Origin of the sequence: Rahnella sp. Larv3_ips, from assembly GCF_003697865.1 — a bacterium.
Taxonomy (GTDB): Bacteria; Pseudomonadota; Gammaproteobacteria; order Enterobacterales; family Enterobacteriaceae; genus Rahnella; species Rahnella rivi.
This window is the reverse complement of record NZ_MJIB01000004.1, coordinates 741,918-764,296: the sequence shown is the minus strand read 5'-3', so window position 1 is coordinate 764,296 and position 22,379 is coordinate 741,918. Positions and strand designations below refer to the sequence as shown.

The window sequence follows — 22,379 nt, the reverse complement described above, 5'->3', positions numbered from 1 at the left end:
CGCCGCCGTAATTTTGCTGCGTGAGCGGATGATATCGGCGTTGTTCATCAGCTTTTCGATATCATCTTCGGTGAATTCAGCGACTTTTTCCGGCTCAAACTGGCAGAACGCGAGACGCAATGCCTCACGTTTTTTCAGCACAATCCGCCAGGACAGCCCCGCCTGAAAACCATCCAGCATCAGCTTTTCCCACAACGCACGGCTGTCGCGCACGGGTTTACCCCATTCGGTGTCGTGGTAGTGAATCATGAGATCGTCCTGGAGATTCCAGGGACAACGGACGGGATCAATGGTCATGGCGGAACTCGGGCTGATGGGTTTTGCGTAGTCTACCCGAGAACGGTCTTCGTTATTCAGGGAAAAAAAATCTCGCACGCCCCTGTGGTTTTATGAATTTCATTCATAGCGGCTATTTACCGGGCGTAATCTGAAGTTTCATGAACCACCGGCAGGGTTCAGCAAATATTCATGAGCCCTGCTGATTAACCTCGGTTTTACACTCCCTTGATTTCCCTTCCAGGCGCCTTAAAAACAACCGCTGCACATTTCCCCGAAGGTTAAGTATGCACATTTAATTATAATACCCTATAATGTATGTTGTAACTAACCGGAGGGGATATGGCAGATTATGATTTGATCGCTCGTATGAATGGCTGTTTTAACGAGCTGGAAATGGCGTTGCACGACCTGGGGAATTTCCTGAGCAGGCTGGAATTACTGCAGGCGCGGGTGTTTGCCTTGCCGGACATCGCCAAAGGCGAAGAACATAATCCTGCGGATAAGATTTCTGTTACCCCTTATCTCGGTGAAGCCGCGCAGGAGATGGCGTTGCAGCATTTCCAGCGGCTGTTCATTCATCATAATAACGAGAATATCAGCAGCAAATCCGCGGTCCGTTTGCCCGGCGTGCTGTGCTATGCCGTTGACCCCGCAGAGCACCAGTCTGCCCTGTTGCTGATCGAAGAAGTGAACAAACTCAAGGCGGAACTTGAGCACATCGTCACCGTTGAATCCGGGCTGGCCCGCGAGCAGCGTTTCGAGTTTGTGCACACCCATTTGCGCGGCCTGATTACCCTTAACGCCTACCGCTCCGTGACCTTTTTAAATGACCCGGATTCGGTGCGCTTTGGCTGGGCCAACAAGCACATTATTAAGAATGTCAGCCGGGACGAAGTGCTGGCGATGCTGGAAAAAAGCCTCAATGCCGGACGCGCCGTGTCGCCGTATACCCGTGAACAGTGGATGGAAAATATCAACCGCGAAATGATTGATGTGAAACGGCTACCGGAACATGCCGCGCTGAAATTTAAACGTCCGGTGAAAGTTCAGCCCATTGCCCGCGTGTGGTATCGCAACAGCCAGAAACAGGTGCAACACCCCTGCCCGCTGCCGCTGATCGCATTGTGCCTGCGTACGCCGATGATGCAGGTACCGAAGCTAGGCGAATTGCCGGATTACGACGTCACCGCCATTAAACACAAGTACAAACCGCAGTCTCAGCCGCTGAGCCTGCTGATCAAACGCCTGCATTTATACACCGACCATCCGCTGTAAATGAAAAAGGTCCGGCAAGCCGGACCTTTCTGGTGCACAGGTATCAGGGAAACTTATGCCTTCATGCTGCCGACCATGGCTTCCGGTCTGACCCATTCGTCGAACTGTTCTTCGGTCAGATAACCGAGTTTCAGCGCAGAACCTTTCAGGGTCAGCCCTTCTTTATGGGCTTTCTTGGCGATTTCCGCCGCTTTGTCATAACCGATATGGGTATTGAGCGCCGTCACCAGCATCAGCGATTCATTCAGCAACTGCGTAATGCGGTCACGATTTGGCTCAATGCCGACGGCACAGTGCTCATTAAAACCACGCATTCCGTCGGCCAGCAAACGGATTGATTGCAGATAGTTGTGGATCACCAGCGGGCGGAACACATTCAGCTCGAAGTTACCGGAAGCACCACCAATATTGACGGCGACATCATTTCCCAGCACCTGCGCGCAAAGCATGGTCATGGCTTCACACTGCGTCGGGTTCACTTTGCCTGGCATGATCGAGCTTCCCGGTTCATTTTCCGGAATGGAAATCTCGCCAATACCGCAACGCGGGCCGGAAGATAACCAGCGAACGTCGTTGGCGATTTTCATCAGCGAAGCCGCCAGGCCTTTCAGTGCGCCATGCCCATGCACCAGCGCGTCGCAGGTTGCCAGCGCTTCGAACTTATTCGGCGACGTGACGAACGGCTGTTTGGTCAGGTCAGCCAGCGCTTTCGCGACGCGAACCGCATATTCAGGGTGCGTATTCAGGCCAGTACCTACCGCCGTGCCGCCCAGCGCCAGCTCCGCGATGTGCGGAATACTGTTTTCAATGTGCGTGACATTATGCGCCAGCATCGCCACCCAGCCGGAAATCTCCTGGCCCAGGGTCAGCGGCGTGGCATCCTGTAAATGTGTCCGGCCAATTTTAACGATATCGCGATAGGCTTCGGCTTTCGCTTCCAGCGTTTTGTGCAGCACTTTCAGCTCAGGCAGCAGCGTTTCACGCAGTTCAATCACCGCGGCGACGTGCATCGCAGTCGGAAAAACGTCGTTGGAACTTTGACTTTTGTTGACGTCATCGTTCGGATGCACTTTACGCGCTTCGCCGCGCTCACCGCCGAGGATCTCACTCGCCCGGTTCGCCAGCACTTCATTCATATTCATGTTGGTCTGGGTGCCGGAACCGGTCTGCCAGATGGAAAGCGGAAACTCTTCAGGATGTTTATTCGCCAGCACTTCATCGGCAGCGGCAACAATGGCGTCGCCCCGCTCGGCGGGCAGCAAACCGAGATCCATATTGACGCTGGCGGCCGCACGTTTAGTCAGGGCCAGCGCGTGGATCAGCGCCGTGGGCATTTTTTCAGAGGAAATACGAAAGTGTTCAAGCGAACGTTGCGTCTGTGCGCCCCAAAGCTTATCTGCCGGAACATCGATAGGCCCCATTGAGTCTTTTTCAATGCGAGTCGCTGTCATTGTTGTCTCCTTAGATAGTTATTTTCGAATGAGTGTCTGTGTTTTGTGCAGGATTTTCAGCCGCCAGGTGCGCTCCCACGCGTTCATCAGCGGCCTGACGAGTATAGTGACATATAAGGCAAGCGTATTACCCGTTCGTTTTACATTGAAGAGATTGCGCCATCACCGCACTTTTTGACCCTTCACAGTTGTAAAGGCCGCCCCGTCATTGTTTACTAGCGGGTAGAATTTTCCATTCAGGATGAAGCAATGCAAAAGATGCATAACGGTGTACAAAATTACGCCTGGGGCAGTAAAGACGCGCTGACAGAACTTTATGGCATTACCGATCCGCAAGATCGTCCGATGGCGGAATTGTGGATGGGTGCTCACCCGAAAAGCAGCTCTCAGGTTGAGAATGCCGCCGGTGAGACGATTTCACTGCGCGATCAAATCAGTGCCAATCTTGAGGGGCAGTTAGGTAAAAAAGTCGCCAAACGTTTTGGTGAACTGCCTTTCCTGTTCAAAGTATTGTGTGCCGATCAGCCGCTGTCAATTCAGGTTCATCCAAGCAAAGGCGCAGCCGAGCTGGGTTACGCCAAAGAAAACGCCAACGGGATCCCGCTCGATGCGGCTGAACGTAACTATAAAGATCCGAATCACAAGCCGGAACTGGTCTATGCCCTGACCGAGTTCCAGGCCATGAACGGTTTTCGCGAGCTGCGTGAAACCGTTTCTTTGCTGCAACCGGTCGCCGGTGCCCATCCGCTGATTGCCAGCTTCCTGTCTTATCCCGATGTTGACCACCTGCGTACCCTGTTCGCCGGGCTGCTGAGTCTGGAAGGCGACGATAAATCGCGGGCGCTGGATGTGCTGAAATCCGTCCTCAACGATCAGCGCGGCGAGCCGTGGGACACCATCCGCAGCATCGCTGAATTTTATCCGCACGACACCGGCCTTTTCTCTCCGCTGCTGCTGAACGTGATTACCCTGCAACCGGGCGAAGGCATGTTCCTGTATGCCGAAACGCCGCACGCCTATCTGAAAGGAGTGTCGCTGGAAGTGATGGCGAATTCCGATAACGTCCTGCGCGCAGGCCTGACGCCGAAATACATCGATATCCCAGAGTTGCTGGCGAACCTGAAATTCAATGCCAAACCGGCCAGTGAATTGCTGACGACGCCGGTGGAAAAAGGCGCAGAGCTTAACTTCCCGATCCCGGTGGAAGATTTTGCGTTCTCCATCCACAGCCTGTCTGCAGAGCCGCAAACGCTTGAACAAGACAGCGCGGCGATTGTCTTTTGTATCGAAGGCCAGAGCGTGCTGGTGAAAGACGGCCAGACGCTGGTGCTCAATCCGGGTGAGTCCGGCTATATTGCGGCCAGTGAATCGCCGGTCAGCATAAGTGGCAACGGGCGCATTGCCCGCGTGTTCAATACCCTGAGTTAAGTATCCGGTCATTAAACAAATTGGGGCTAATGGCCTCAATTTGATGATTTTTTTACTGATTGAGCTACACTCAGGAGACTAATAACGCCGCAAGGCGTTTTTTGTTTTCGGGACATTTCATAAGGATAAACAGAGATATGAAGAAGTCGTTAGTCGCTGTAAGCGTCATTGTCGTCCTTGGCGCAGCCTGGACAGGCGTCTCGTGGTACACGGGTAAACTCATCGAACAACATATGGATGAAGAAGTCGCGGCGGCCAACAGCCAGCTGCAGACTGCTTTCCCGAAAGCCGGTCTGAAAGTCAGTTATCAGGATTACCAGCGTGGCGTGTTCAGCAGTAAATTGCGCATCGTTTTGCAACCTGATGCCGCTGCGGCCACCGCAGGTACCAGCGCGCTGAAAACCGGTGATGAAATCGCGTTTATCGAAACCGTCGATCATGGCCCGTTCCCTGCCGCTCAGCTGAAGAAATTCAACCTGATCCCGAGCATGGCCTCGGTGCATTCCGAACTGCAAAACACCCCAACGCTCAAACCGTTGTTTGACGTGACCAAAGGTCGCTCGCTGATCACCGCGGATACCCGCGTCTCTTACAGCGGTGCGAGCGCTTCGGCCATCGACATTATCCCGGTGACCTACCAGAAAGAAGAGAGCCAGCTGCAATTCTCCGGCGGCACCATCAATGTGGATGTGGATAAAGAGCTGACGGCGATGAAGCTGAAAGCGGACATCGACAGCCTGGCGATCACCTCTAAAAACCAGTTTGGTCAGCTTGAAAAAGTGACGCTGGCCGGTTTGAACATGGACAGCGATACCCAACAGGGTAAATTCCAGGTTGGCGTAGGCGATCAGAACCTGAGCATCAAACAGATTCTGGTGAACGTTGACGGTAAAGACGCGGGCTCCCTGGATAACTTTAAACTGGTGAGCAAATTTGCTGAAAACGGCAATAACATCGGCGGCCAGCAGGATTACACCATTGATGCGCTGAAAATTCAGGGTGCTGATTTCGGTTCTGCCAAACTGACGCTGAAGCTGGACAAACTGGATGGCCCGGCGCTGAAACAGTTTGCTGATAATTACAATCAGCAATCCCGCGCCCTGCTGATGCAACAAGGTGAACTGGATCCTGCGGTTTACCAGCAACAAGCCGCCGATATGCTGCTGGCGAATCTGCCACTGCTGCTCAAAGGCAATCCAAGTATCAGCATTGCACCACTGAGCTGGAAAAACAGCAAAGGTGAAAGTACCTTCAACCTGCATCTGGATCTGAAAGATCCGGCCGCTACGCCTGCGCAAACGCAGGATCAGATGTTGTCTAATCTGGTCAGCAAAATCGACGCTAAACTGAATGTCCCGCTGGCGATGGCGACCGAAGTCACCACTCAGGTGGCTAAACTGGAAGGTTACAGCGGCGATGACGCCACCAAGCTGGCACAGCAGCAGGTTCAGGGTCTGGCAGCCATGGGTCAGATGTTTAAACTGACCACGGTGAAAGATGACACCCTGACCAGCAGCTTCAGCTATGCGGATAATCAGGTGGATCTGAACGGTCAGAAGATGACGTTGCAGGAATTTGCCGGTATGTTTGGCCTGTTCAGCGGCCCGGCTGCTCAGCCACAGCCTGAAGCCCCTGCGCCTCTGGCACCGCCGGTCGCCCCGGTTCCGGCGCAGTAATTCTGATACAGCCGCGTTAAGCGATAAGTAAGAACGAAAAGAGGGGAATGTCTTCCCCTCTTTTTTATGCCTGAACCTTTCGCTTATTTAAAATCAGCATACGGCGTTAAAGGTTGCGGCGGCAGATCCAGACTGCCCTGCCAGCCCCCCATCGAATACCTCGCGTACAGTAAATAATGGCTCGGCGTGTAATCTTTCGCCTGCTGAATGTCGATACCCGCCCCGACCGTCCAATGGGCGCTGACCCTTCTCTCCAGCAAGGCCTGCACGGTGTAGCCGAAACCGGAACCGCTGCTGCCGGACTCAACGGCACTTTTATCCGTTAACGTATCGGGGATCAGGCTTTGGATCGGGTAACGTTTTTGGCTGCTTGTCGATGACTGTGACCAGGAAACCGAGCCGCCCAGTTGCCATGACCAGTTTTCCGTGCGCTGGCGATAATTCACCGGCACCGCCAGCGAGAAGTAGCGCTGCGGGCTGTAATACCCGCCTTGTCCCAGCGTGTAACCGCTGAGATCTTTCTGGTAATGCCAGACCATTGAACTCAGGCCGACGGTCGCCCGGCGGTTATCCTCGTTGATGACCTTGTAGTAATAGCCGCCCATCAGCCGCTCACGGGTATTGTCCGCCACATTCTTACCGGTCAGCTGATGCGCACTGATGTCTGCCCAGACGCCGTTGGCTTCGCCCTGATCGTAACTCAGGCCGAGGCTGGCACCGGTGGCACGAACGCCGCCCCAGGTGGTATTGGTGCCCGGATCTTTCGCTCCGGCAAAGGAGAGCAGTGAGCTGGAGATCGGGCGGCGCGAGACGGTGGTGGTCCAGCCGAGTGTATCCCAGTCGCCGCTGTATGCCAGCCCACCGACCCAGTCAACCACCGGGAAGCCGAGCGGCGTGGTGCCCAGATCCCCTTTCCATTTTTCATTTTCCCAGCCCGCCGCCAGACTCAGGCCATTGGCGTTCTGACTGCGATAACGCCGGCAAACCTGATCGGTACAGGTACCAAAGCTCTCTTCAAAGTTACCGTTCTGATGATCAAACGTTCCTGCATCCATCCGCACCCAGTCAGCGCGCAGGAAACCTCTGCCCTGATACACCGGCATATCGGCCTGAAACATCGTGGTATTGGCGGTCAGATCGGATTTACCCGGCGTACCGCTGGACGCCCAGGAGTCGGTATCCACCGTGAAGTTGACGTCCTGCTGACGGTACAAATCGTGGGCATCGGAGCGGATGCCGCGTTTAAGCCAGTCATCTCCGGCCTGCTGACGCGTCAGTCGGGTGTAACCGTCGTTATCCTCCGGCACCTGCGCCGTAATGCCGCTGGCCACCATCGCCTGTGCGTAATCCTGGCGGGCGAGATCGGGCTGGCCGAGCTGTTGTTCAACATTCGCCGCATTACGGTAAATCAGCGCCTTGTCCTGCCCCGCGGGTTGCTGGCGGGCGGCCATTTTAAGTGGCTGCAATAACGCATACGCCCTGCTGGCTTCGCCGACATCCAGCCAGGCCGTCGCCACCCGACGCTGCTGATTAAGACTCAGCCCGTCAGCCGGCAGATCCGCCTGTTGCAGACGCTGTTTCGCCAGTGCGGTATCGCCCGCCGCCAGGGCAGTGTCGATACCTGAAAGTGTTTTATCGAGCCGGATGCGCTGTGCCATTTCGCGCATATTGGCGTCCCATTGGTTCTGCGGCAACGTCTGTAAGTGACGCAGCGCCGCTTCGTCGCGGTCAGAACCCGAGAGGTAAAGCGAATAGGCATAGACCTGCTGCGGATCGGCCGGTTTTTTCGCCGCCAGCCAGGTAAATGCGGCATCTGCTTTGTCCGGATGCCCCGCTTCACGCAGCGCACCGGCGTAGTGATACGTGCTCCAGACGTCGTCCGGGGTCAGGGCCAGCACCTGCGCGTAAAGGGTGGCGGCCTGATCCCACTGACGTGCTGCCACCGCTTTTTCTGCCTGTGCGGTCAGCACATCGCTTTGCAGGCTTTTCTGACGATCGCTGAACGTTTGCCGGGAAGCGGCAGGCAAGGTACTGAGATAATCGAGCGCTTTTTGCGGTGACTGCCGCTGATAAATGTTCACCAGCCCGCGTTCGGCGCTGCTGTTGTTGGGTTCCAGCGCCAGCGCACGGCGATAGGCCTGTTCGGCGAGCGGATCGTTTTTACGTGCCACGGCCACATCACCGAGGCCAATTTGAGCCCAGGGATCGCGGGCGTCGATGTGCTGAGCCTGCTGATAGGCGCTTTGCGCCCGATCCAACTGCCCGGCCTTCAGCGCGTTATCACCCTGCTCAATCCTGAGCCAGTAGCTGTTGGTGTCGATCAGGCTGTTCCATTTACTGGTGTTATAGCCATCCTGTTCGGCTGCCCTGGCGCGCTGAAACATCACCAGTGCCTGCTGACGGTTGCCGGAACGGGAATACGCCAGCCCCATCGCCCCGAGCACTTCAGCGTCGTTAGGTTTTTCCTGCAAGGCCTGACGCAGCGGCGCAATGGCCGCCGTGGAGCCGCCTTTTTCTATCTGCGCCAGCCCTTTGATCCGTGCCTGATAATGAGGATCGGCAAGCATCGCCTGCTGTCTCTGGAGTTCCTGTTGGGCGGCGATCACCTGAGGGCCGGTATCAAAGGTGGCGATAAACGCCTGCAACGCATCCACACTGGCGTTCGCCACCGGCTGCGCCCGGATACGCGCCAGCCATAAATCTGCGGCAGACGACCGCCCTTCATTAGTGGTGGCAACCTGTTTCACCAGCGCGACCCCACCGGCGTTGTCACCGGCATCAAACGCCATTTGCGCCAGTTGCAGCCGCAACTGCACATCACCGGGATACTGTTGATTGAGTGCCTGAAGCTGCCCCTGCGCACGGGCTTTCTGCCCCGGCAACCGGGCGACCAGCTGCCAGTATTCCACGGCGAGATCGAGCGTTGGCGGCTGCCCCTGAAATAACGCGTCGTACTGCGCTTTGGCTTCGTCAAGACGTCCGGCGGTCGCCAGTAAGCGCGTTTGCTGGAGTTTCTGCTGCATGTCAGGCGAGGCAATCCGCAGGCTCAGCTGCGCCTGCCGGAAGTCGTCAGAATCTGGCGCGACCTGCTGAATTTTTTGCAATTGCTGTTTCGCACCGGCCTGATCCCCTTCGCGCAGTAACAGCCGCAAACGGGCGGAAAGCACCTGCGGATTCTGAGGATCCATCAGTTCCAGACGAAAAAGAGACTGGCGCACCAGGTCTTCCTGATGGCTGGCTTCACCGACGCGCACCTGTTCCAGCAGCCACTGCTCAGGGGAAACCACCGGTGCGCCCCCGGCCTGTGCGCTCAGCAGCGCCAGCCCCAGGGTCAGGGCCAGCCTGCTGAATGTGAACGGCGTCTTGCGTGGGGTGTTCACGGGCTTATTCCTGATCGTCTTCATACAAACGACGACGGCTCAGGGCACGCAAGCCACTCCACAGCAAAATAGCCGCGAGAATCACCACGACAACCGCCATTACCGCCAGTAAAACCGGATGTGTCGCCAGCGCATTCCAGACGCGCTCCCACCACGGCAGATGCCCCACGTAATAGGTATCGCCAACTTTGAGGCTGGTGGTACCGGAATCACGCACCACCGCCACCGAGCCGTAAACCAGCGCGCGCTGTTTGGTGTCCTGCAAAGAGTGATTGAGCATGTCAAAGCCCTGCTGACCATTCGCCATCAGGGCAACCACGCTGCGTTGTTCGAAATACGGCGACTGGAAACCGACAACCGCCGCCACAGGGCCCTGTGCGGTGATCTGCGCACTGGCATCGACGCGGGCATCGCTGGCCGGTGCGGCGTTATCCGGCAGCGGTGTCTGGCGGATTGGCGTGTTGATCGCATCCCGCGCCGCATTGATCAGCAGATTGGCTTTTTTATCATCGCGCATACTGTCATCACGTAAATCCGCCGGTAATTCACCCACCACCAGCAAATCGGCATCCGTCGATTTGGCTTTCGCGGCATCTTCGGTCAGGCTGACGCTCAGCGCCGGATAACCGGTCAGCGCGCCGATATTCCCCAGCGCATTAAGCAGCGTGGTCAGTTGCACCGGCTGCGGCTGCGGCTGAACCAGCAGCAACGTCTGAGACAAATCCGCCATGCGGCTGAACGGGAAACCGGCATTGGCAAAGGCGCGTAAATCCGGCATCGCCATAAAATGACGATAACCGGAGAAATCGATGGTGGAGCTGTCGTCGATCACCACGTGATTTGGCACGGTGGTATAGGTTTCGCAACGTCCTTCGGTGCCGCTCGCCAGCAGCGAGGTGTAATCAAAATCAAAGCGCATCTGGTTGACTGCGCCGAGTTTCAGCGCCGGAATGTTCAGGTCTTTGCTGCCATCGAGCAGCCCCTGCAATAGCGACAAATGCAGTAACTGAGAATCTTCATCGTGACCGGTTTTCAGGGTCAGATCCTGCATAAACTGGTTATTCAGGCTGATGCTCAGCCGTGAGGTATTTTTCAGCTGCGGCGAGGTATAGCGGTATCTGAGACGCATATCGATACCCGAACTGTTGATCAAAAACAGATCCGGCGGCAGGTTGATGTTCAGAGTGATCGGGTTTGGCTGAATGCCGTCAGACTGCAACTGTTCGGCATACTGTTTGAGTTCACCAAAGTTCATCGGACGATCGGTGCGTACCCAGTTTGGCGCGTCATACGGCTGACGGGCCTGAACCTGCTCCACTTTATCCACACCCACGGTTTGCCCGCGGAACAGAATATTGCCCTGAGCGATGCCTTTTACCGCCGTCAGCAGATCCTGATCGTCACGGCCCAGAATCAGCAGCATTTTAACGTACGGGTTATCTGCCCGGCTGATCATCTGCACCACCGGTCCTTTTACCGGCGGCATCTCTTTGAGGAAGTCAGGGCGTTTATCGTTAGTGGCAAAGATCACCGCATGGCTGTCCGGCAGCTGGTTATACAGGGCCGGGAATGACTGACCGCGCCACTGCGCTTTGGTACCAAACCAGGATGCCAGAATGGCCGCCGCCTGTTGTTGTGTGGCATCCGGCGAGGCAGCAAACACCATCGGCAAATCCAGCGGCCGGCTGTCGCGGGCATCGAAGAACGGCACCGGGAAATGCGCCAGATCGTTGCTCAGCGGCAGCTTCTGGTATTGCAGGCTGAGCGAACTGCCCTTACCAAGCTCCAGCCACAGTGTGCTGTTAGCCGGGTTTTCACAGATATTCTGATAATGACCGATAAACTCCAGACGGATGCGGTTGAAGTCGGTCACATAGCGCGGGTCAATCACCATTTGCAGATGATTTTTCTTGCCGAGCTGGTCTTTATCGATGACTTCAACGCCCATCAGCTGATCGTTGAGATAGACCTTCAGATGCGACTGGACCGGAATGAGCGACGGCGACGGCGTGAATTCCAGATTCAGCATCGCCTGCGTCACCACTTCGTCGCTGCGCACGCCGAACTCGATCTGGCCGTTGGGCTGGATGCCGCGCAAGGTTATCGCGCCCGGCGTCGGTGCCACATCGGCAAACGGCAGCGTCAGGCTGCGCACCGGTGCGCCAGGGATGATCATCGGGTTGACCGCAGGCGCGACCATCGGCAGTGCCACCTGTGGCGGCGTCGCAGCCGTTTGCGGCAATACCGGAGCCGTGGCCTGCTCGCCATACGCAGAGGCCGCAGAACCCAATGCCAGTGTCATCAATGCGGATGCCATCAAAGTCGTCAAAGGAAGTCTTTTCATTATTTTGTCATCATCAGGGTTGATTCATCAGGCTGAACGGACAGCGGCGGGTTACGCGGCGCAAACGAGAGCAACCAGCGGCCAAACGTCTGGGTTTTGGAGGCCAGTGGCCGGTAGCGCTGCGGGGCGATATCCAGCATTCGCATATATCCGCGGATCCCCAGCCCCAGCACTTCCCGCAGACTTTCCATCGGTTTGTCTTCCGGGAAGCTGTCTTCGCGTAATACCCAGCTGTCTGCCCGGGCAAAGGTACATTGAATAAAATCGATGTGTTGTTGAGTGGTTAACGGCAGAAGCTGCATCCCCATACTCTGGCCGAAGACACGGCTGACCTGCACAGGGAAGGCATACTCCTGCTGGCCGCGATGCAGAATTAACGTGACGTTGTCACCGGCATTAAAATAGCGGGCACTCTCCGTTTCCAGCCCGACGCCGTTGTCGGAGTAATCCTGCACGGTACACACATACAGATGGCCGTCAGGGCGCAGCAGCGACGCGGGCATTTTGGCGTCCACACGGTGCGCCTGACGCACCTGCTTGGATTCAAACGCCACGGCGATCGCCCCGCCGAGAATGATCATGTTGTAAATCACCCATGCCATGCTCACCAGCACCGTCAGCAATTCATCCGCCTGACCATAAATCGCGCGATAAATACCAAAGAACAGCCCGGCCAGATTCAGCAACATCAACACCTGATAAGGACGGCTGATTTTCCAGTCGACGTAAGCGTGTTTATTCAGCCCGCCTTTCGCGGTGACGTTAAAAGTGCCGGCGTGAGGATTAAATAACGCCACGGTCGTCGGCCTGGCGATGTACCAGGCCAGCACGGTTTCGTAAATCTCGTTCCAGAAAGAGTGACGATATTTGCCCTGCACGCGGGAGTTGGTCAGGCTGGCGTGGATCATGTGCGGCAGAACATACAGTGCGATGGCCAGCGCAGGCGCGTAAATGACATAGGCATGCATCAGCAGGAAAGCCAGCGGCGCAGTCAGGAAGATCAGGCGGGGTATACCGGCCAGAAAGTGCATCATCGCGTTGGCATAACACAACCGCTGCGCGAGTTTCAGGCCTTTACCGAACAGCGGATTATCCAGTCGGAATATCTGCACCATGCCGCGCGCCCAGCGGATACGCTGGCTGACGTGCGCCGCCAGGCTTTCCGTCGCCAGCCCTGCGGCCTGCGGAATGCGGATATAGGCCGAACTGTAACCGTGGCGGTGCATACGCAGCGAGGTGTGGGCATCTTCGGTGACGGTTTCAACCGCAATACCGCCGATCTCATTGAGCACATCACGCCGCAACACCGCACAGGAGCCACAGAAGAAGCTGGCATCCCACAGGTCATTGCCGTCCTGCACCAGCCCGTAGAACAGTTCGCCTTCGTTGGGCGTGCGCCGCATACGTCCGAGGTTTCGTTCGAACGGATCCGGCGAAAAGAAGTGATGCGGCGTCTGCAACATGCTGAGTTTTTTATCTTTAAAGAACCAGCCGACGGTCAGTTGCAGGAAAGAACGGGTCGGAACATGGTCGCAGTCAAAAATGGCCACCAGTTCGCCCTGCGCCTGCTTCAGCGCGTTATTGATATTCCCGGCTTTGGCATGTTCATGGGTTTCACGCGCAATGTACTTAATGCCAATCTCATGGGCGAAATCGGCGAACTCCGGCCGGTTGCCGTCGTCCAGCAGATAAATCGTCAGTTTGTCGCGCGGCCAGTCCAGCCCCAGCGCCGCATACAGCGTCGGTTTCACCACGCTGAGATCTTCGTTATAGGTGGGGATCATTAAATCAACCGTCGGCCAGACGCTGACATCCGCAGGCATGGGCACGGGCTTACGGTTCAGCGGCCAGATGGTCTGCACATAACCCAGCACCAGCACCGTCCACGAATAGGTTTCGGCCAGCAGCAACAGCAATCCGCAGGTCAGGCTCAGCGGATCGTCCCAGTTCAGGGTCGAGGTATAGCGCCACCACAGGTAGCGACAGGAAATGGTCAGTGACAGCACAATCAGCATCAGCGCCGGGAAACGGCCAGGGATACGGCGGATGATCATCGCAATGCTCCACAGCAGCACCACGAAAACAAACTGCGCCGGGTAACCGAAGGGCTGAGAGATGCAGAACATCGCCAGCGTCAGCGCCACCAGAACAGCCAGCAGTATCAGCACCCGTTTTGCCACGCGGTTCATGGTGCTGACGCGGCGCACCACTCTGGCTTCCAGCGGATTTTGTTCCACCTTCACCGGCAGCGCTTCCAGCCAGCTGTAGAAGCGGTCGCGCAGCCGCTGCGGCCAGCGGGTGTAAGTGAAACGTTCGCGCAGGCCATTGGAGGGAATGATGACCATCAGCCACAGGCTTTGCAGCAGGTAACGTAACGGGTCGGCCAGTTTCGGGCGATCGGCAGAAAGCTGCGGATACCAGCGGGCGCGTTGTCCGCTCACCCGTTGCCACGACGGCGATTCAAACCGTAAAAACAGCCAGCTCACGGCGATGCAAAACACCATGGTCGCAGCGGCAACCGGTGACGCGTGATGGCTGCGGTAGTGGCGATAGCGGCTCTGCAACACGGAGATCACCGGCGGGACCAGCAAAACGTTCAGCAGGCGGCTCATGCGCTGGCGCTCCGCCGATCGTCATGGCTGCGCAAATTCAGCAGGCACCAGCTTGCCAGGGTATTGAGTTCCCGGCTGATTTTACTGTTGGGATCCCACTCGCCTACCGGCTGTTTGGCCGCCAGCGATTCGGCCATCGATTCGTCACGGTGAAGAACGGTCGGGACCAGCGACGCCAGCGTTTCCTGCCAAAGCAATAAAATGTCCTGTTGCAGCTGGCTGGAGGTCATGAACTGATTCACCAGATAACGGCCATTGGCCGGCAGCGCGTGCTGATGTAAACGCACGTGCGACTGCGTATCGGCGTGCAGCAACATCAGCGTGGCGTCGGCCACCGTCTGCGCAGGCAGAGGGTCCGCCGCCGGTGAATCGATGAGGATCCAGTCATACACGCCAGTATTTTTCAGCTGACGAATCGCGCGCGGCCAGTCAAAAGGTAATGGCGAATCGCCACAAGGCAGGACATTGCCATAAGGCAGAAAATCGAGTCGGGGATGATAACGCAGGGCCGATGCCTGCCAGGCGGTCCCCGCATGATGTGCAGCACACCAGCCGCGGGACTGTTCAAACGGCATACCGAAATGCAGGCGCAACAAGTTATCCGGGGAGAAGTCGATCACCAGAACCTTTTCATTGAGCTGTGCAAGGGCCCAGGCCAGCGCAGCCGTCACGCAGGTGGTGCCCGTGCCGCCCCGAAAACCCTGTAACGCGATAACGGCCATGATTATTTTTTCTCCGCGTCAGGGGGCGACAGCTCGTCGAGTTTTGCCAGTTCGGCCAGCAGCGGCCAGCGCGACATCAGTTGCGGAATTTTTTCTTTGCGGCCGATATCGACATAATTTAATTCAGAGACAGAAAAATAGTGACTCAGTGCATGAAAATCGTTGTCTTTACTCGAATCGGATTCGTCTGAGTCTATAATATTGGCGCCCAATGGACCCCCTCCCTGCATTCAATCTCGCACTGACGCCACACCACGCAAAAATTGCCCTGCGGAGTTAGGCATTTTAGTATCAAAACATTATTGTGAAGATTTATGATTATTTAATGTAGCAATGATAGAATTTATTATACTCACATTTAGATTGTGTCCCTAGCAGACTTTTAATCGAACCCGAATACAAGCAGATATAACTCTATGGCACTCTCCTTTTCTTTAGGCATGTCGCAATTCTGGAATGGATTAGCGGAAATGCAAATTCGCGGTCTTTACTGGGTCAATGCAGACAGCCAGGAGGCCGCCTATCGGCTCTGCGGGCAGGTTATTGAGGCACAACATGACGTTGCGCCGGTCAGCGTGGTGTTTCCAGAGCACAATTTAATTTGCACGAATGAAGAAAACCGGCTAGAGGCTGACGATGTTATTTTAACCAGCCTGACAAAGCCGCGCAAACAGGTGGCTTATTATCAGCTCGGCAACAAAATGAAAGCCCTGCTGGCATTGCCGTCTGATATTCATCGTTTACCTAACTCAAATTCGGCATTATTGATTTTATTGATCCCCGCGACTTCGGGCCTGGCATTAAACGATAAACAGCTCACCCGTTGGGTACGCGAAATGAGTATAGCCTGCGATAATAAACGCAGCAGCTGTCTTATTATCTGCTATGGCAGCGGTATTAATACCGTTAAAACCCGTTTGCATTTATACCACCGGCAAATATGTGGCCTGGCCGAGATTAAAACGGACGTTCAGCCCAATCAGTGGGGGGTTTCCTGGTGGCATGACAATGTCATTTCACAAGCCAATACCCTCTACCCGCTGACCGTACGTGAAACCGGCTGGGAAATTCAAAAAAATACGCCCACTCTGGTTGCCGGGCAAACCGGTGACGATCAGTGGATGTTGCTGGCAGAACGCAGCGTGCTGGAAGGCGCACCGCCGCTTTCTGAACGCTGGTTCCTGTTCGATGATAATGCGACGTTAGCCGAAAGAGCGGCGCATGCCCGCGCGGCGACCGTGATTTTTGCCCTCGGCGGTAATGATGAAGTGGAAGTGATCGCGCGCCAGATCCACCGTCTGCGGATGCAACGCGGCAACAGCCTGAAGATTGTCATTCGCGAAATGAACTCTTCGCTGCGGTATGTCGATCAGCGGCTGTTGCAGGCCTGCGGTGCCAATCTCGTGGTTCCTCACGCAGCGCGGCTGTCCAATTTCCTCACCCTGCTCGATGATCTGCAAAACCTCAGTTTCACCCGCCACGTACCGGAAGATATCGAGGTGCTGCTCGACAGCCGCTTGCCTACCCATCACAAAGGCTATCTGCCCTTACCGGCGTTCTGCACCGTGATGAAAGATATCTGGACGCACGCCTCACTGGCCACCGAATCACGCGGGATTTTGATCTCCCTGCGCCCGGCCAGTGGCATCAGCCCGCAGCAGGCGATGTCGCTGTGTTCCCTGCGTCGCGACGGCGACATTCTGACGGTGACGGAAAAACATCTGTATCTGTTCCTGTCTAACTGCCAGGTCAGTGATGTCGCAAGCGTGCTCGATTTCCTGTTTTCTTTGCCGGTGAAAGAAGTGTTCACCAGCCAGACCTTCTGGAGCCAGGAACGGGATATTCAGACCGAGGTGCGCCGCCTCGCGGCCAAACCGCCAATGGCGCAACCGGTAGCGGGCGCGGAAGCCTTTGTGGCGCATAAAACCGAACCCCTGAAACGCGCGCCTGTCCATCAGCCCGTCGCTGTCACGCTGGCCGTCAGTGATTCACCCGTCATCAAGACGCCGGAGTTATAAAATGTCTGTCAGCGATATCATTGAGATTTTTATATTAGCGGCGATCCTGTTTATCCCGCTCGGTTATGCCCTGCGCAGCCGTTTACCGCGCTGGAAAAACAGGCTGGCCACACGGTTCCTGCGCCCGCGCTATCTGACCCCCATCACCCTCAGCACGGTGAACAAGCATCGCCAGCGCACAGCAAAAACTGATACTTCTCTCGCCACCGGGAAATCCAAATCGTCACTATGAAAGAATCACACCCTTCCGCACCCCGTCTGCGGGTCTGGCAATCCTGGCGCGGTCTTGGCGCATGGAACTACTACTTTCTGCTCAAATTTGTGCTGCTGGCCCAGGGCTACCTGAATTTTGATGCGCTGAGCAACCTGATTTTCGCGGCCGTACTCCTTTTCCCGCTGCCTTCCCTGCGGATGCACCGCTGGCGGCAGTGGGTGGCTTTGCCGTTTGGTCTGGCGTTGCTGTATCACGACACCTGGCTGCCGGGCTGGCGTTCCATTGTCAGTCAGGGCGCAGATGTCACCGGATTCAGCATGGGTTATCTGCTGGAGCTGGCCGACCGCTTTATCAACTGGCAGTGGATTGGCGTGGGTTTTGCGCTACTGGTGGGCTATCTGTTCATCTCGCAGTGGATCCGCCTGACAACCTTTACGGTGGCGGCATTACTGTGGGTAAACCTCAGCTTCCTGGTCACGCCGTTGTTCACGCCTGCCGCAGTTACGGCGGCGGTGGATAAACCGGTCGCCGCGCAACCGGCAGCCTCTTCCGCCACGACGAATACGGTCAGTGGCCCGCCGACGGATGCCAATCTCAGCGCCTATTTAGAGCAGTTCTACCAGAATGAAAGCCGCCGCAACGTCCGCTTCCCGGACGCCCTGTCGGCCGATGCTCAGCCGTTTGATCTGCTGGTGATCAACATTTGTTCACTCGCATGGGCAGATCTGGATGCAGTTAACCTGTCCAGCTCACCGCTGTGGTCACGCTTTGATTACGTGTTCAGCCGTTTCAACTCCGCCACGGCTTACAGCGGCCCGGCGTCTATCCGTCTGTTGCGCGCCAGTTGCGGGCAGTCGTCGCACCATAATCTGTATCAGGCTGCCGGGCAGCAATGTTACCTGTTCGACGATCTGGCGCGTCTGGGCTTCACGTCCCAGCTGGCGATGGATCACACCGGCGAGTTTGGTAATTACATCGGCAACCTGCGCGACGACGCAGACATGAAATCGCCACTGATGTCGCAGGCCGGTCTGGGGCATGAACTGACCTCTTTCGACGGCTCACCGATTTTCAACGACGGGCAGTTGTTCTCCCGCTGGCTGGAGAATCAGCAAAAAGCCGGAACCGCGCGCACTGCGACCTTCTTTAACCTGATCCCGTTGCACGACGGCAACCGTTATGTGGGCAGTAATAAAAGCGCCGACTACCGCAGCCGCGCCCAGACGCTGCTCAGTCAGCTGAATACCTTTATGGATCAGCTTGATAAATCAGGCCGCAAAGTGATGCTGGTGGTGGTGCCGGAACATGGCGCCGCGCTGGTCGGTGACAAAATGCAGATTTCCGGTCTGCGCGATATTCCCAGCCCTGGCATCACGCACATTCCGGTGGGTGTGAAATTCTTCGGCATGCAGGCACCGCATGGGTCAGCACCGATAAAAATCGATACGCCAAGCAGCTATCTTGCGATTGCCGACATGGTGTCCCGCGCCGTTGACGGCAAGGTCTTCACCACACCGTCAATGGACTGGAAAACCTTCAGCGCCAACCTGCCGCAGACGCCGCTGGTGTCTGAAAATGAAAACGCCGTGGTGATGGAATATCAGGGGAAAATCTATATCCGCCTGAACGGCGGCGGATGGGTACCCTATCCGAGTTGATTGCCTGCTCATCCTCCTCATGTCCTCCTTCTTCGCCGGGGGAGGAGCAAACCCCGCTCCCTCACAAAAACGCAAAACAGTGATATTATTCACACATTCAACACATTACCCCTGGATATTTCCATGTCTGCTCCTCCGGATTTACTTCGCCTGAACGATGTCGCGTTCACCCTCAATGACACCCCGCTTCTTGAGCCTGTCTCGCTGACCCTCAATCCCGGTGAATTCACCCTGCTGACCGGGCCGTCGGGCAGCGGTAAAAGCACGTTGCTGAAAATCATAGCGTCGCTTTTAAACCCGACCGGCGGCAGCATTTACTTCAAAGGTGAAGACATCAGCCGGATAAAACCGGAGGTGTATCGCCAGCGGGTGTCGTATTGCTTTCAGACGCCGTCACTGTTCGGTGAAACCGTGCTCGACAATCTGGCGCTGCCGTACCAGATAAGACAAAAAAAGGTGGACGAGGCACTGCTTCGCGCCTGGCTTAAACGCGTCCACCTGTCTGAAGATATGCTGACCAAAAATATTCAGGAACTCTCGGGGGGCGAAAAACAGCGGGTCGCCCTGCTGCGTAACCTGCAATTTCTGCCGGATGTGTTGTTGCTTGATGAAATCACCAGTGCGCTGGATGAAGACAACAAAGAAAACATCAACTCGATCATTGCCAGCCTGACAGAACAGAAACAGCTCGCCGTGCTGTGGGTCAGTCACGATCAGAATGAGATCCGCCACGCCAAAAACGTCATCACCCTGTCGCACACTTCGCCTGAGAACGCCGTCAATGAATCAGCATAATATTACTAACGAATCTCTGGCCCTGGCACTGGTTCTGGTGGTGGTCGCCCTGCTTATCAGCAGTAAAGAAAAACTGGGGCTGGAAAAGGACATCATCTGGAGCGTGGCCCGCGCCATCGTGCAACTGGTGATCGTCGGCTATGTGCTGAAATACATTTTCGATCTCAACAATGGCTGGCTGACGGTGCTGATGGTGTTATTTATCTGCGTGAATGCGGCGCTGAATGCCAGAAAACGCAGCCGTAACATTGATAACGGGTTCGTGATCTCGTTTGTCGCGATCACCGCGGGTACCACGCTGACGCTGACGATTTTGATCCTGACCGGATCCATTGAATTTTTGCCCATGCAGGTCATCCCGATTTCCGGCATGGTGGCGGGGAATGCGATGGTGGCGGTGGGATTGTGTTACAGCAATCTGAATCAGCGGTTTCTCGACAATCAGCAAAAAATTCTTGAGATGCTGAGCCTTGGCGCGTCGACCAAAATTGCGTCCGGGAGGATAATTCGCGACAGCATCCGTGCGGCGATGATCCCGACCGTGGATGCGGCGAAAACGGTGGGTATTGTCAGTTTGCCGGGCATGATGTCCGGGCTGATTTTTGCCGGTATCGACCCGGTAAAAGCCATCAAGTATCAGATTATGGTGACATTTATGTTACTGGGCACCGCCAGTTTATCGACCATCATTGCCGGGTACCTGGCCTGTCAGCGTTTCTACAACGATCGTGCTCAGCTGCGCCGCCTTAAGTCCTCATAATGCCCTGTTGCGCCCGCGTTCTGCGGGCGCTGTCTGCCGGTGTTGCGTGCTATAAATCGGACAACACCTGCCGCAGATTCACTTCTGTGCTGGCGGCATCATCAAGGTCTAAAACGCCTTCGAGATCGTCGAGATGTTCCAGCATGATGTCTGCTGCCTGAGCCGTGTCTCCCGCTTCCAGCGCATTAATGATCGCTTCATGTTCATCACACTGGCAGGAAGGCACTTCATTGCGCTGGTACAACGCGACAATCAGAGAGCTGCGCACCATCAGATTCGACAGGATTTCGCTCAGCACCTTATTGCCACAAATCTCGCCGAGGATCAGATGAAACTCACTCAGCTCGCGCACAATGGCGCGGCGATCTTCTGATGCCGTGGCATCGCGTTCGTTGCGCATGTGACTGCTGATCCGCTGACGATGTGAACGCAGGATGTCCGGCGTAATGCTTTCCACAATCGCCCGCTCAATAGCCCGGCGGGCAATGAACACTTCCCGCGCTTCCCGTGCGGTGGGTTGTGCAACCATCGCCCCGCGGTTGGGTTCAATCGTCACAATGCGTTGCATCGCCAGACGCTGAAGCGCGACCTGTACGTGATTACGATTGGCGTTGAGGGCTTCAACCAGCTGCGACTCCACCAGACGCGTGCCCGGCCTCAGCCGCTGCTGCCCGATGGCTCTGGATAGGATTTCGGTGATTCGCTGAACTTCCAGCTGTTTCGCTGTTGTAGTGTGAGTGCTCATGGAATGGGATATTGCCTCTTGTGCCTGTCTTTCTATTTGCGCTGTCAATGAGCGTAAATTAGCACTCTTCCTGAACGATTTCAGTCGTAAATCATGCACTACCTTGTAACAAAACAACACACCTGAGGCATTGCTCTTTACATACATTCGCGCTCAGCACTGCTTTCCCGCGATCAAAAAAGCAGTGCTGGCTGGCGGTTTACTGCGTCACAGCGTCTCTGACCGGCGTATCACCGCCGCGAAGTTCCCACTGTTTGCCAATGGACGAGGGGGCATTCAGCACCGCCACGACCACCAGCGCCACATCTTCGCGGCTGACGTCGCCTCTTCCGGCACGCTCGTTGAGCGTCACCAGACCGGTTGCCGGATCATCCGTCAACGGCCCCGGACGAAGAATGGTCCAGTCCAGCCCGCTTTTGCGCAGTTCGATATCGGCATCGCGCTTGGCCTCGACATACGCTTTCCAGACCGGATCGGTATCGGGTTTCAGCGGTTTATCCACATCCACCGCCGAAATCTGAACATAGCGGCGTATACCTGCAAGCTGTGCGGCTTGCGCCAGCAACACCGAGCCTGCGTAATCGACCGTGCGTTTACGCTCCGCCGTCGAACCGCCACCGGCACCGGCGGCAAACACCACGGCATCTGCGCCCTTAAGTGCCGTCGCCAGCGCCTGCGCTGTGGTATTTTCGATATCCAGCAGAACGCCCTTCGCGCCCAGCGCGTCCATTTGCGCCAGCTGTTCGGTTTTACGCACAATCCCGATGGCTTCAAGGCCCTGCGCACGCAAATGTTTGATGATCAGTTTGCCTATCTGACCGTGTGCTCCCACGATTGCAACTTGAGTCATTACGCCTCCTGACGTTTTCATTTCAGTTCCCTTTAACTGTAGCACATCAAATTTCACGTTTTATTAGCGCACAGAGCCGCAGGCTTTGCGTTGATCAGACTGGTTTTCCAGCCCTCACCGATTTTTTGCGAGACATCGCGAACGAAAACGCTCTCCTCATTCACAACCTGTA

General features: G+C 56.0%; 17 protein-coding genes. 8 read left to right on the top strand and 9 right to left on the bottom strand.

What is annotated here, in order from left to right; translation table 11 throughout:
• On the bottom strand, window positions 1–249 hold a 249-nt coding region (locus ED901_RS05880; RefSeq protein ID WP_240993874.1), incomplete at its 3' end, for a DNA-3-methyladenine glycosylase I.
• Between the two features lie 369 nt (window positions 250–618).
• Between ED901_RS05880 and tus the strand changes: the two genes are divergently transcribed.
• On the top strand, window positions 619–1,554 hold the full coding sequence (tus, locus tag ED901_RS05875; RefSeq protein WP_056770569.1) for a DNA replication terminus site-binding protein: 936 nt from the start codon (window positions 619–621) through the stop codon (window positions 1,552–1,554).
• Window positions 1,555–1,607: 53 nt separating this feature from the next.
• Here tus and fumC read toward each other — a convergent pair whose 3' ends face one another.
• Window positions 1,608–3,005 carry a class II fumarate hydratase gene (fumC, locus tag ED901_RS05870; RefSeq protein ID WP_122095285.1) on the bottom strand — a complete coding sequence of 466 codons (1,398 nt, stop codon included), beginning with the start codon at window positions 3,003–3,005 and terminating at the stop codon, window positions 1,608–1,610.
• Between the two features lie 249 nt (window positions 3,006–3,254).
• On the opposite strand from fumC, the gene manA reads away from it, so the two are divergent.
• Both manA and ED901_RS05860 read left to right on the top strand, forming a co-directional pair.
• Window positions 3,255–4,433 (top strand): mannose-6-phosphate isomerase, encoded by a 1,179-nt coding sequence (gene manA, locus ED901_RS05865; RefSeq protein WP_056770562.1) that lies wholly within the window; start codon window positions 3,255–3,257, stop codon window positions 4,431–4,433.
• A 137-nt stretch (window positions 4,434–4,570) separates the two neighbouring features.
• Complete coding sequence (locus tag ED901_RS05860) at window positions 4,571–6,109, top strand: YdgA family protein (RefSeq protein ID WP_122095284.1); 1,539 nt, start codon at window positions 4,571–4,573, stop codon at window positions 6,107–6,109.
• A gap of 83 nt (window positions 6,110–6,192) precedes the next feature.
• On the opposite strand, the gene ED901_RS05855 is transcribed toward ED901_RS05860, so the two are convergent.
• From ED901_RS05855 to bcsR, 5 genes are read right to left on the bottom strand one after another with little or no spacing between them, the layout of a single operon-like run.
• Window positions 6,193–9,489 (bottom strand): cellulose synthase subunit BcsC-related outer membrane protein, encoded by a 3,297-nt coding sequence (locus ED901_RS05855; RefSeq protein ID WP_240993873.1) that lies wholly within the window; start codon window positions 9,487–9,489, stop codon window positions 6,193–6,195.
• Between the two features lie 4 nt (window positions 9,490–9,493).
• Entirely contained in the window at window positions 9,494–11,833 is a 2,340-nt protein-coding gene (gene bcsB / locus ED901_RS05850; RefSeq protein WP_122095282.1) for a cellulose biosynthesis cyclic di-GMP-binding regulatory protein BcsB, read from the bottom strand.
• A complete protein-coding gene (gene bcsA, locus ED901_RS05845) occupies window positions 11,833–14,445 on the bottom strand; it encodes a UDP-forming cellulose synthase catalytic subunit (RefSeq protein WP_122095281.1) in 2,613 nt (870 codons plus the stop codon). Before bcsA ends, bcsB begins: the two co-directional genes overlap by 1 nt.
• On the bottom strand, window positions 14,442–15,167 hold the full coding sequence (gene bcsQ, locus ED901_RS05840; RefSeq protein WP_122095280.1) for a cellulose biosynthesis protein BcsQ: 726 nt from the start codon (window positions 15,165–15,167) through the stop codon (window positions 14,442–14,444). The genes bcsA and bcsQ overlap by 4 nt, the downstream gene beginning before the upstream one ends.
• Before the next feature lie 2 nt (window positions 15,168–15,169).
• Window positions 15,170–15,379: a cellulose biosynthesis protein BcsR gene (bcsR, locus tag ED901_RS05835; RefSeq protein WP_056770546.1), complete on the bottom strand. Its 210-nt coding sequence runs from the start codon at window positions 15,377–15,379 to the stop codon at window positions 15,170–15,172.
• Between the two features lie 204 nt (window positions 15,380–15,583).
• On the opposite strand from bcsR, the gene bcsE reads away from it, so the two are divergent.
• The 5 genes from bcsE to fetB all read left to right on the top strand — a co-directional run bounded on the left by bcsE (window position 15,584) and on the right by fetB (window position 20,612).
• Complete coding sequence (gene bcsE, locus ED901_RS05830) at window positions 15,584–17,185, top strand: cellulose biosynthesis protein BcsE (protein ID WP_122095279.1); 1,602 nt, start codon at window positions 15,584–15,586, stop codon at window positions 17,183–17,185.
• 1 nt (window position 17,186) lies between these two features.
• Complete coding sequence (bcsF, locus tag ED901_RS05825) at window positions 17,187–17,417, top strand: cellulose biosynthesis protein BcsF (protein WP_122095278.1); 231 nt, start codon at window positions 17,187–17,189, stop codon at window positions 17,415–17,417.
• Complete coding sequence (gene bcsG, locus ED901_RS05820; RefSeq protein WP_122095277.1) at window positions 17,414–19,057, top strand: cellulose biosynthesis protein BcsG; 1,644 nt, start codon at window positions 17,414–17,416, stop codon at window positions 19,055–19,057. Before bcsF ends, bcsG begins: the two co-directional genes overlap by 4 nt.
• 123 nt (window positions 19,058–19,180) lie before the next feature.
• The gene (gene fetA / locus ED901_RS05815; protein ID WP_122095276.1) at window positions 19,181–19,852 is read left to right on the top strand and encodes an iron ABC transporter ATP-binding protein FetA; all 672 of its coding nucleotides are present in this window, start codon (window positions 19,181–19,183) and stop codon (window positions 19,850–19,852) included.
• Complete coding sequence (fetB, locus tag ED901_RS05810) at window positions 19,839–20,612, top strand: iron export ABC transporter permease subunit FetB (RefSeq protein ID WP_122095275.1); 774 nt, start codon at window positions 19,839–19,841, stop codon at window positions 20,610–20,612. Before fetA ends, fetB begins: the two co-directional genes overlap by 14 nt.
• Window positions 20,613–20,661: 49 nt before the next feature.
• On the opposite strand, the gene ED901_RS05805 is transcribed toward fetB, so the two are convergent.
• Together ED901_RS05805 and ED901_RS05800 are read right to left on the bottom strand one after the other, a co-directional pair.
• Entirely contained in the window at window positions 20,662–21,357 is a 696-nt protein-coding gene (locus tag ED901_RS05805; RefSeq protein WP_056770529.1) for a GntR family transcriptional regulator, read from the bottom strand.
• A gap of 199 nt (window positions 21,358–21,556) precedes the next feature.
• A complete protein-coding gene (locus ED901_RS05800; RefSeq protein ID WP_122095274.1) occupies window positions 21,557–22,207 on the bottom strand; it encodes an NAD(P)H-binding protein in 651 nt (216 codons plus the stop codon).
• Window positions 22,208–22,379 lie beyond the last annotated feature (172 nt).

Coding starts and splice junctions, on each gene's coding strand:
- ED901_RS05800 (WP_122095274.1), bottom strand. CDS start 22,207: ATGACTCAAGTTGCAATCGTGGGAGCACACGGTCAGATAGGCAAACTG.
- fetB (WP_122095275.1), top strand. CDS start 19,839: ATGAATCAGCATAATATTACTAACGAATCTCTGGCCCTGGCACTGGTT.
- ED901_RS05860 (WP_122095284.1), top strand. CDS start 4,571: ATGAAGAAGTCGTTAGTCGCTGTAAGCGTCATTGTCGTCCTTGGCGCA.
- bcsG (WP_122095277.1), top strand. CDS start 17,414: ATGAAAGAATCACACCCTTCCGCACCCCGTCTGCGGGTCTGGCAATCC.
- bcsB (WP_122095282.1), bottom strand. CDS start 11,833: ATGAAAAGACTTCCTTTGACGACTTTGATGGCATCCGCATTGATGACA.
- manA (WP_056770562.1), top strand. CDS start 3,255: ATGCAAAAGATGCATAACGGTGTACAAAATTACGCCTGGGGCAGTAAA.
- ED901_RS05805 (WP_056770529.1), bottom strand. CDS start 21,357: ATGAGCACTCACACTACAACAGCGAAACAGCTGGAAGTTCAGCGAATC.
- fumC (WP_122095285.1), bottom strand. CDS start 3,005: ATGACAGCGACTCGCATTGAAAAAGACTCAATGGGGCCTATCGATGTT.
- bcsQ (WP_122095280.1), bottom strand. CDS start 15,167: ATGGCCGTTATCGCGTTACAGGGTTTTCGGGGCGGCACGGGCACCACC.
- tus (WP_056770569.1), top strand. CDS start 619: ATGGCAGATTATGATTTGATCGCTCGTATGAATGGCTGTTTTAACGAG.
- bcsF (WP_122095278.1), top strand. CDS start 17,187: ATGTCTGTCAGCGATATCATTGAGATTTTTATATTAGCGGCGATCCTG.
- bcsE (WP_122095279.1), top strand. CDS start 15,584: ATGGCACTCTCCTTTTCTTTAGGCATGTCGCAATTCTGGAATGGATTA.
- fetA (WP_122095276.1), top strand. CDS start 19,181: ATGTCTGCTCCTCCGGATTTACTTCGCCTGAACGATGTCGCGTTCACC.
- bcsA (WP_122095281.1), bottom strand. CDS start 14,445: ATGAGCCGCCTGCTGAACGTTTTGCTGGTCCCGCCGGTGATCTCCGTG.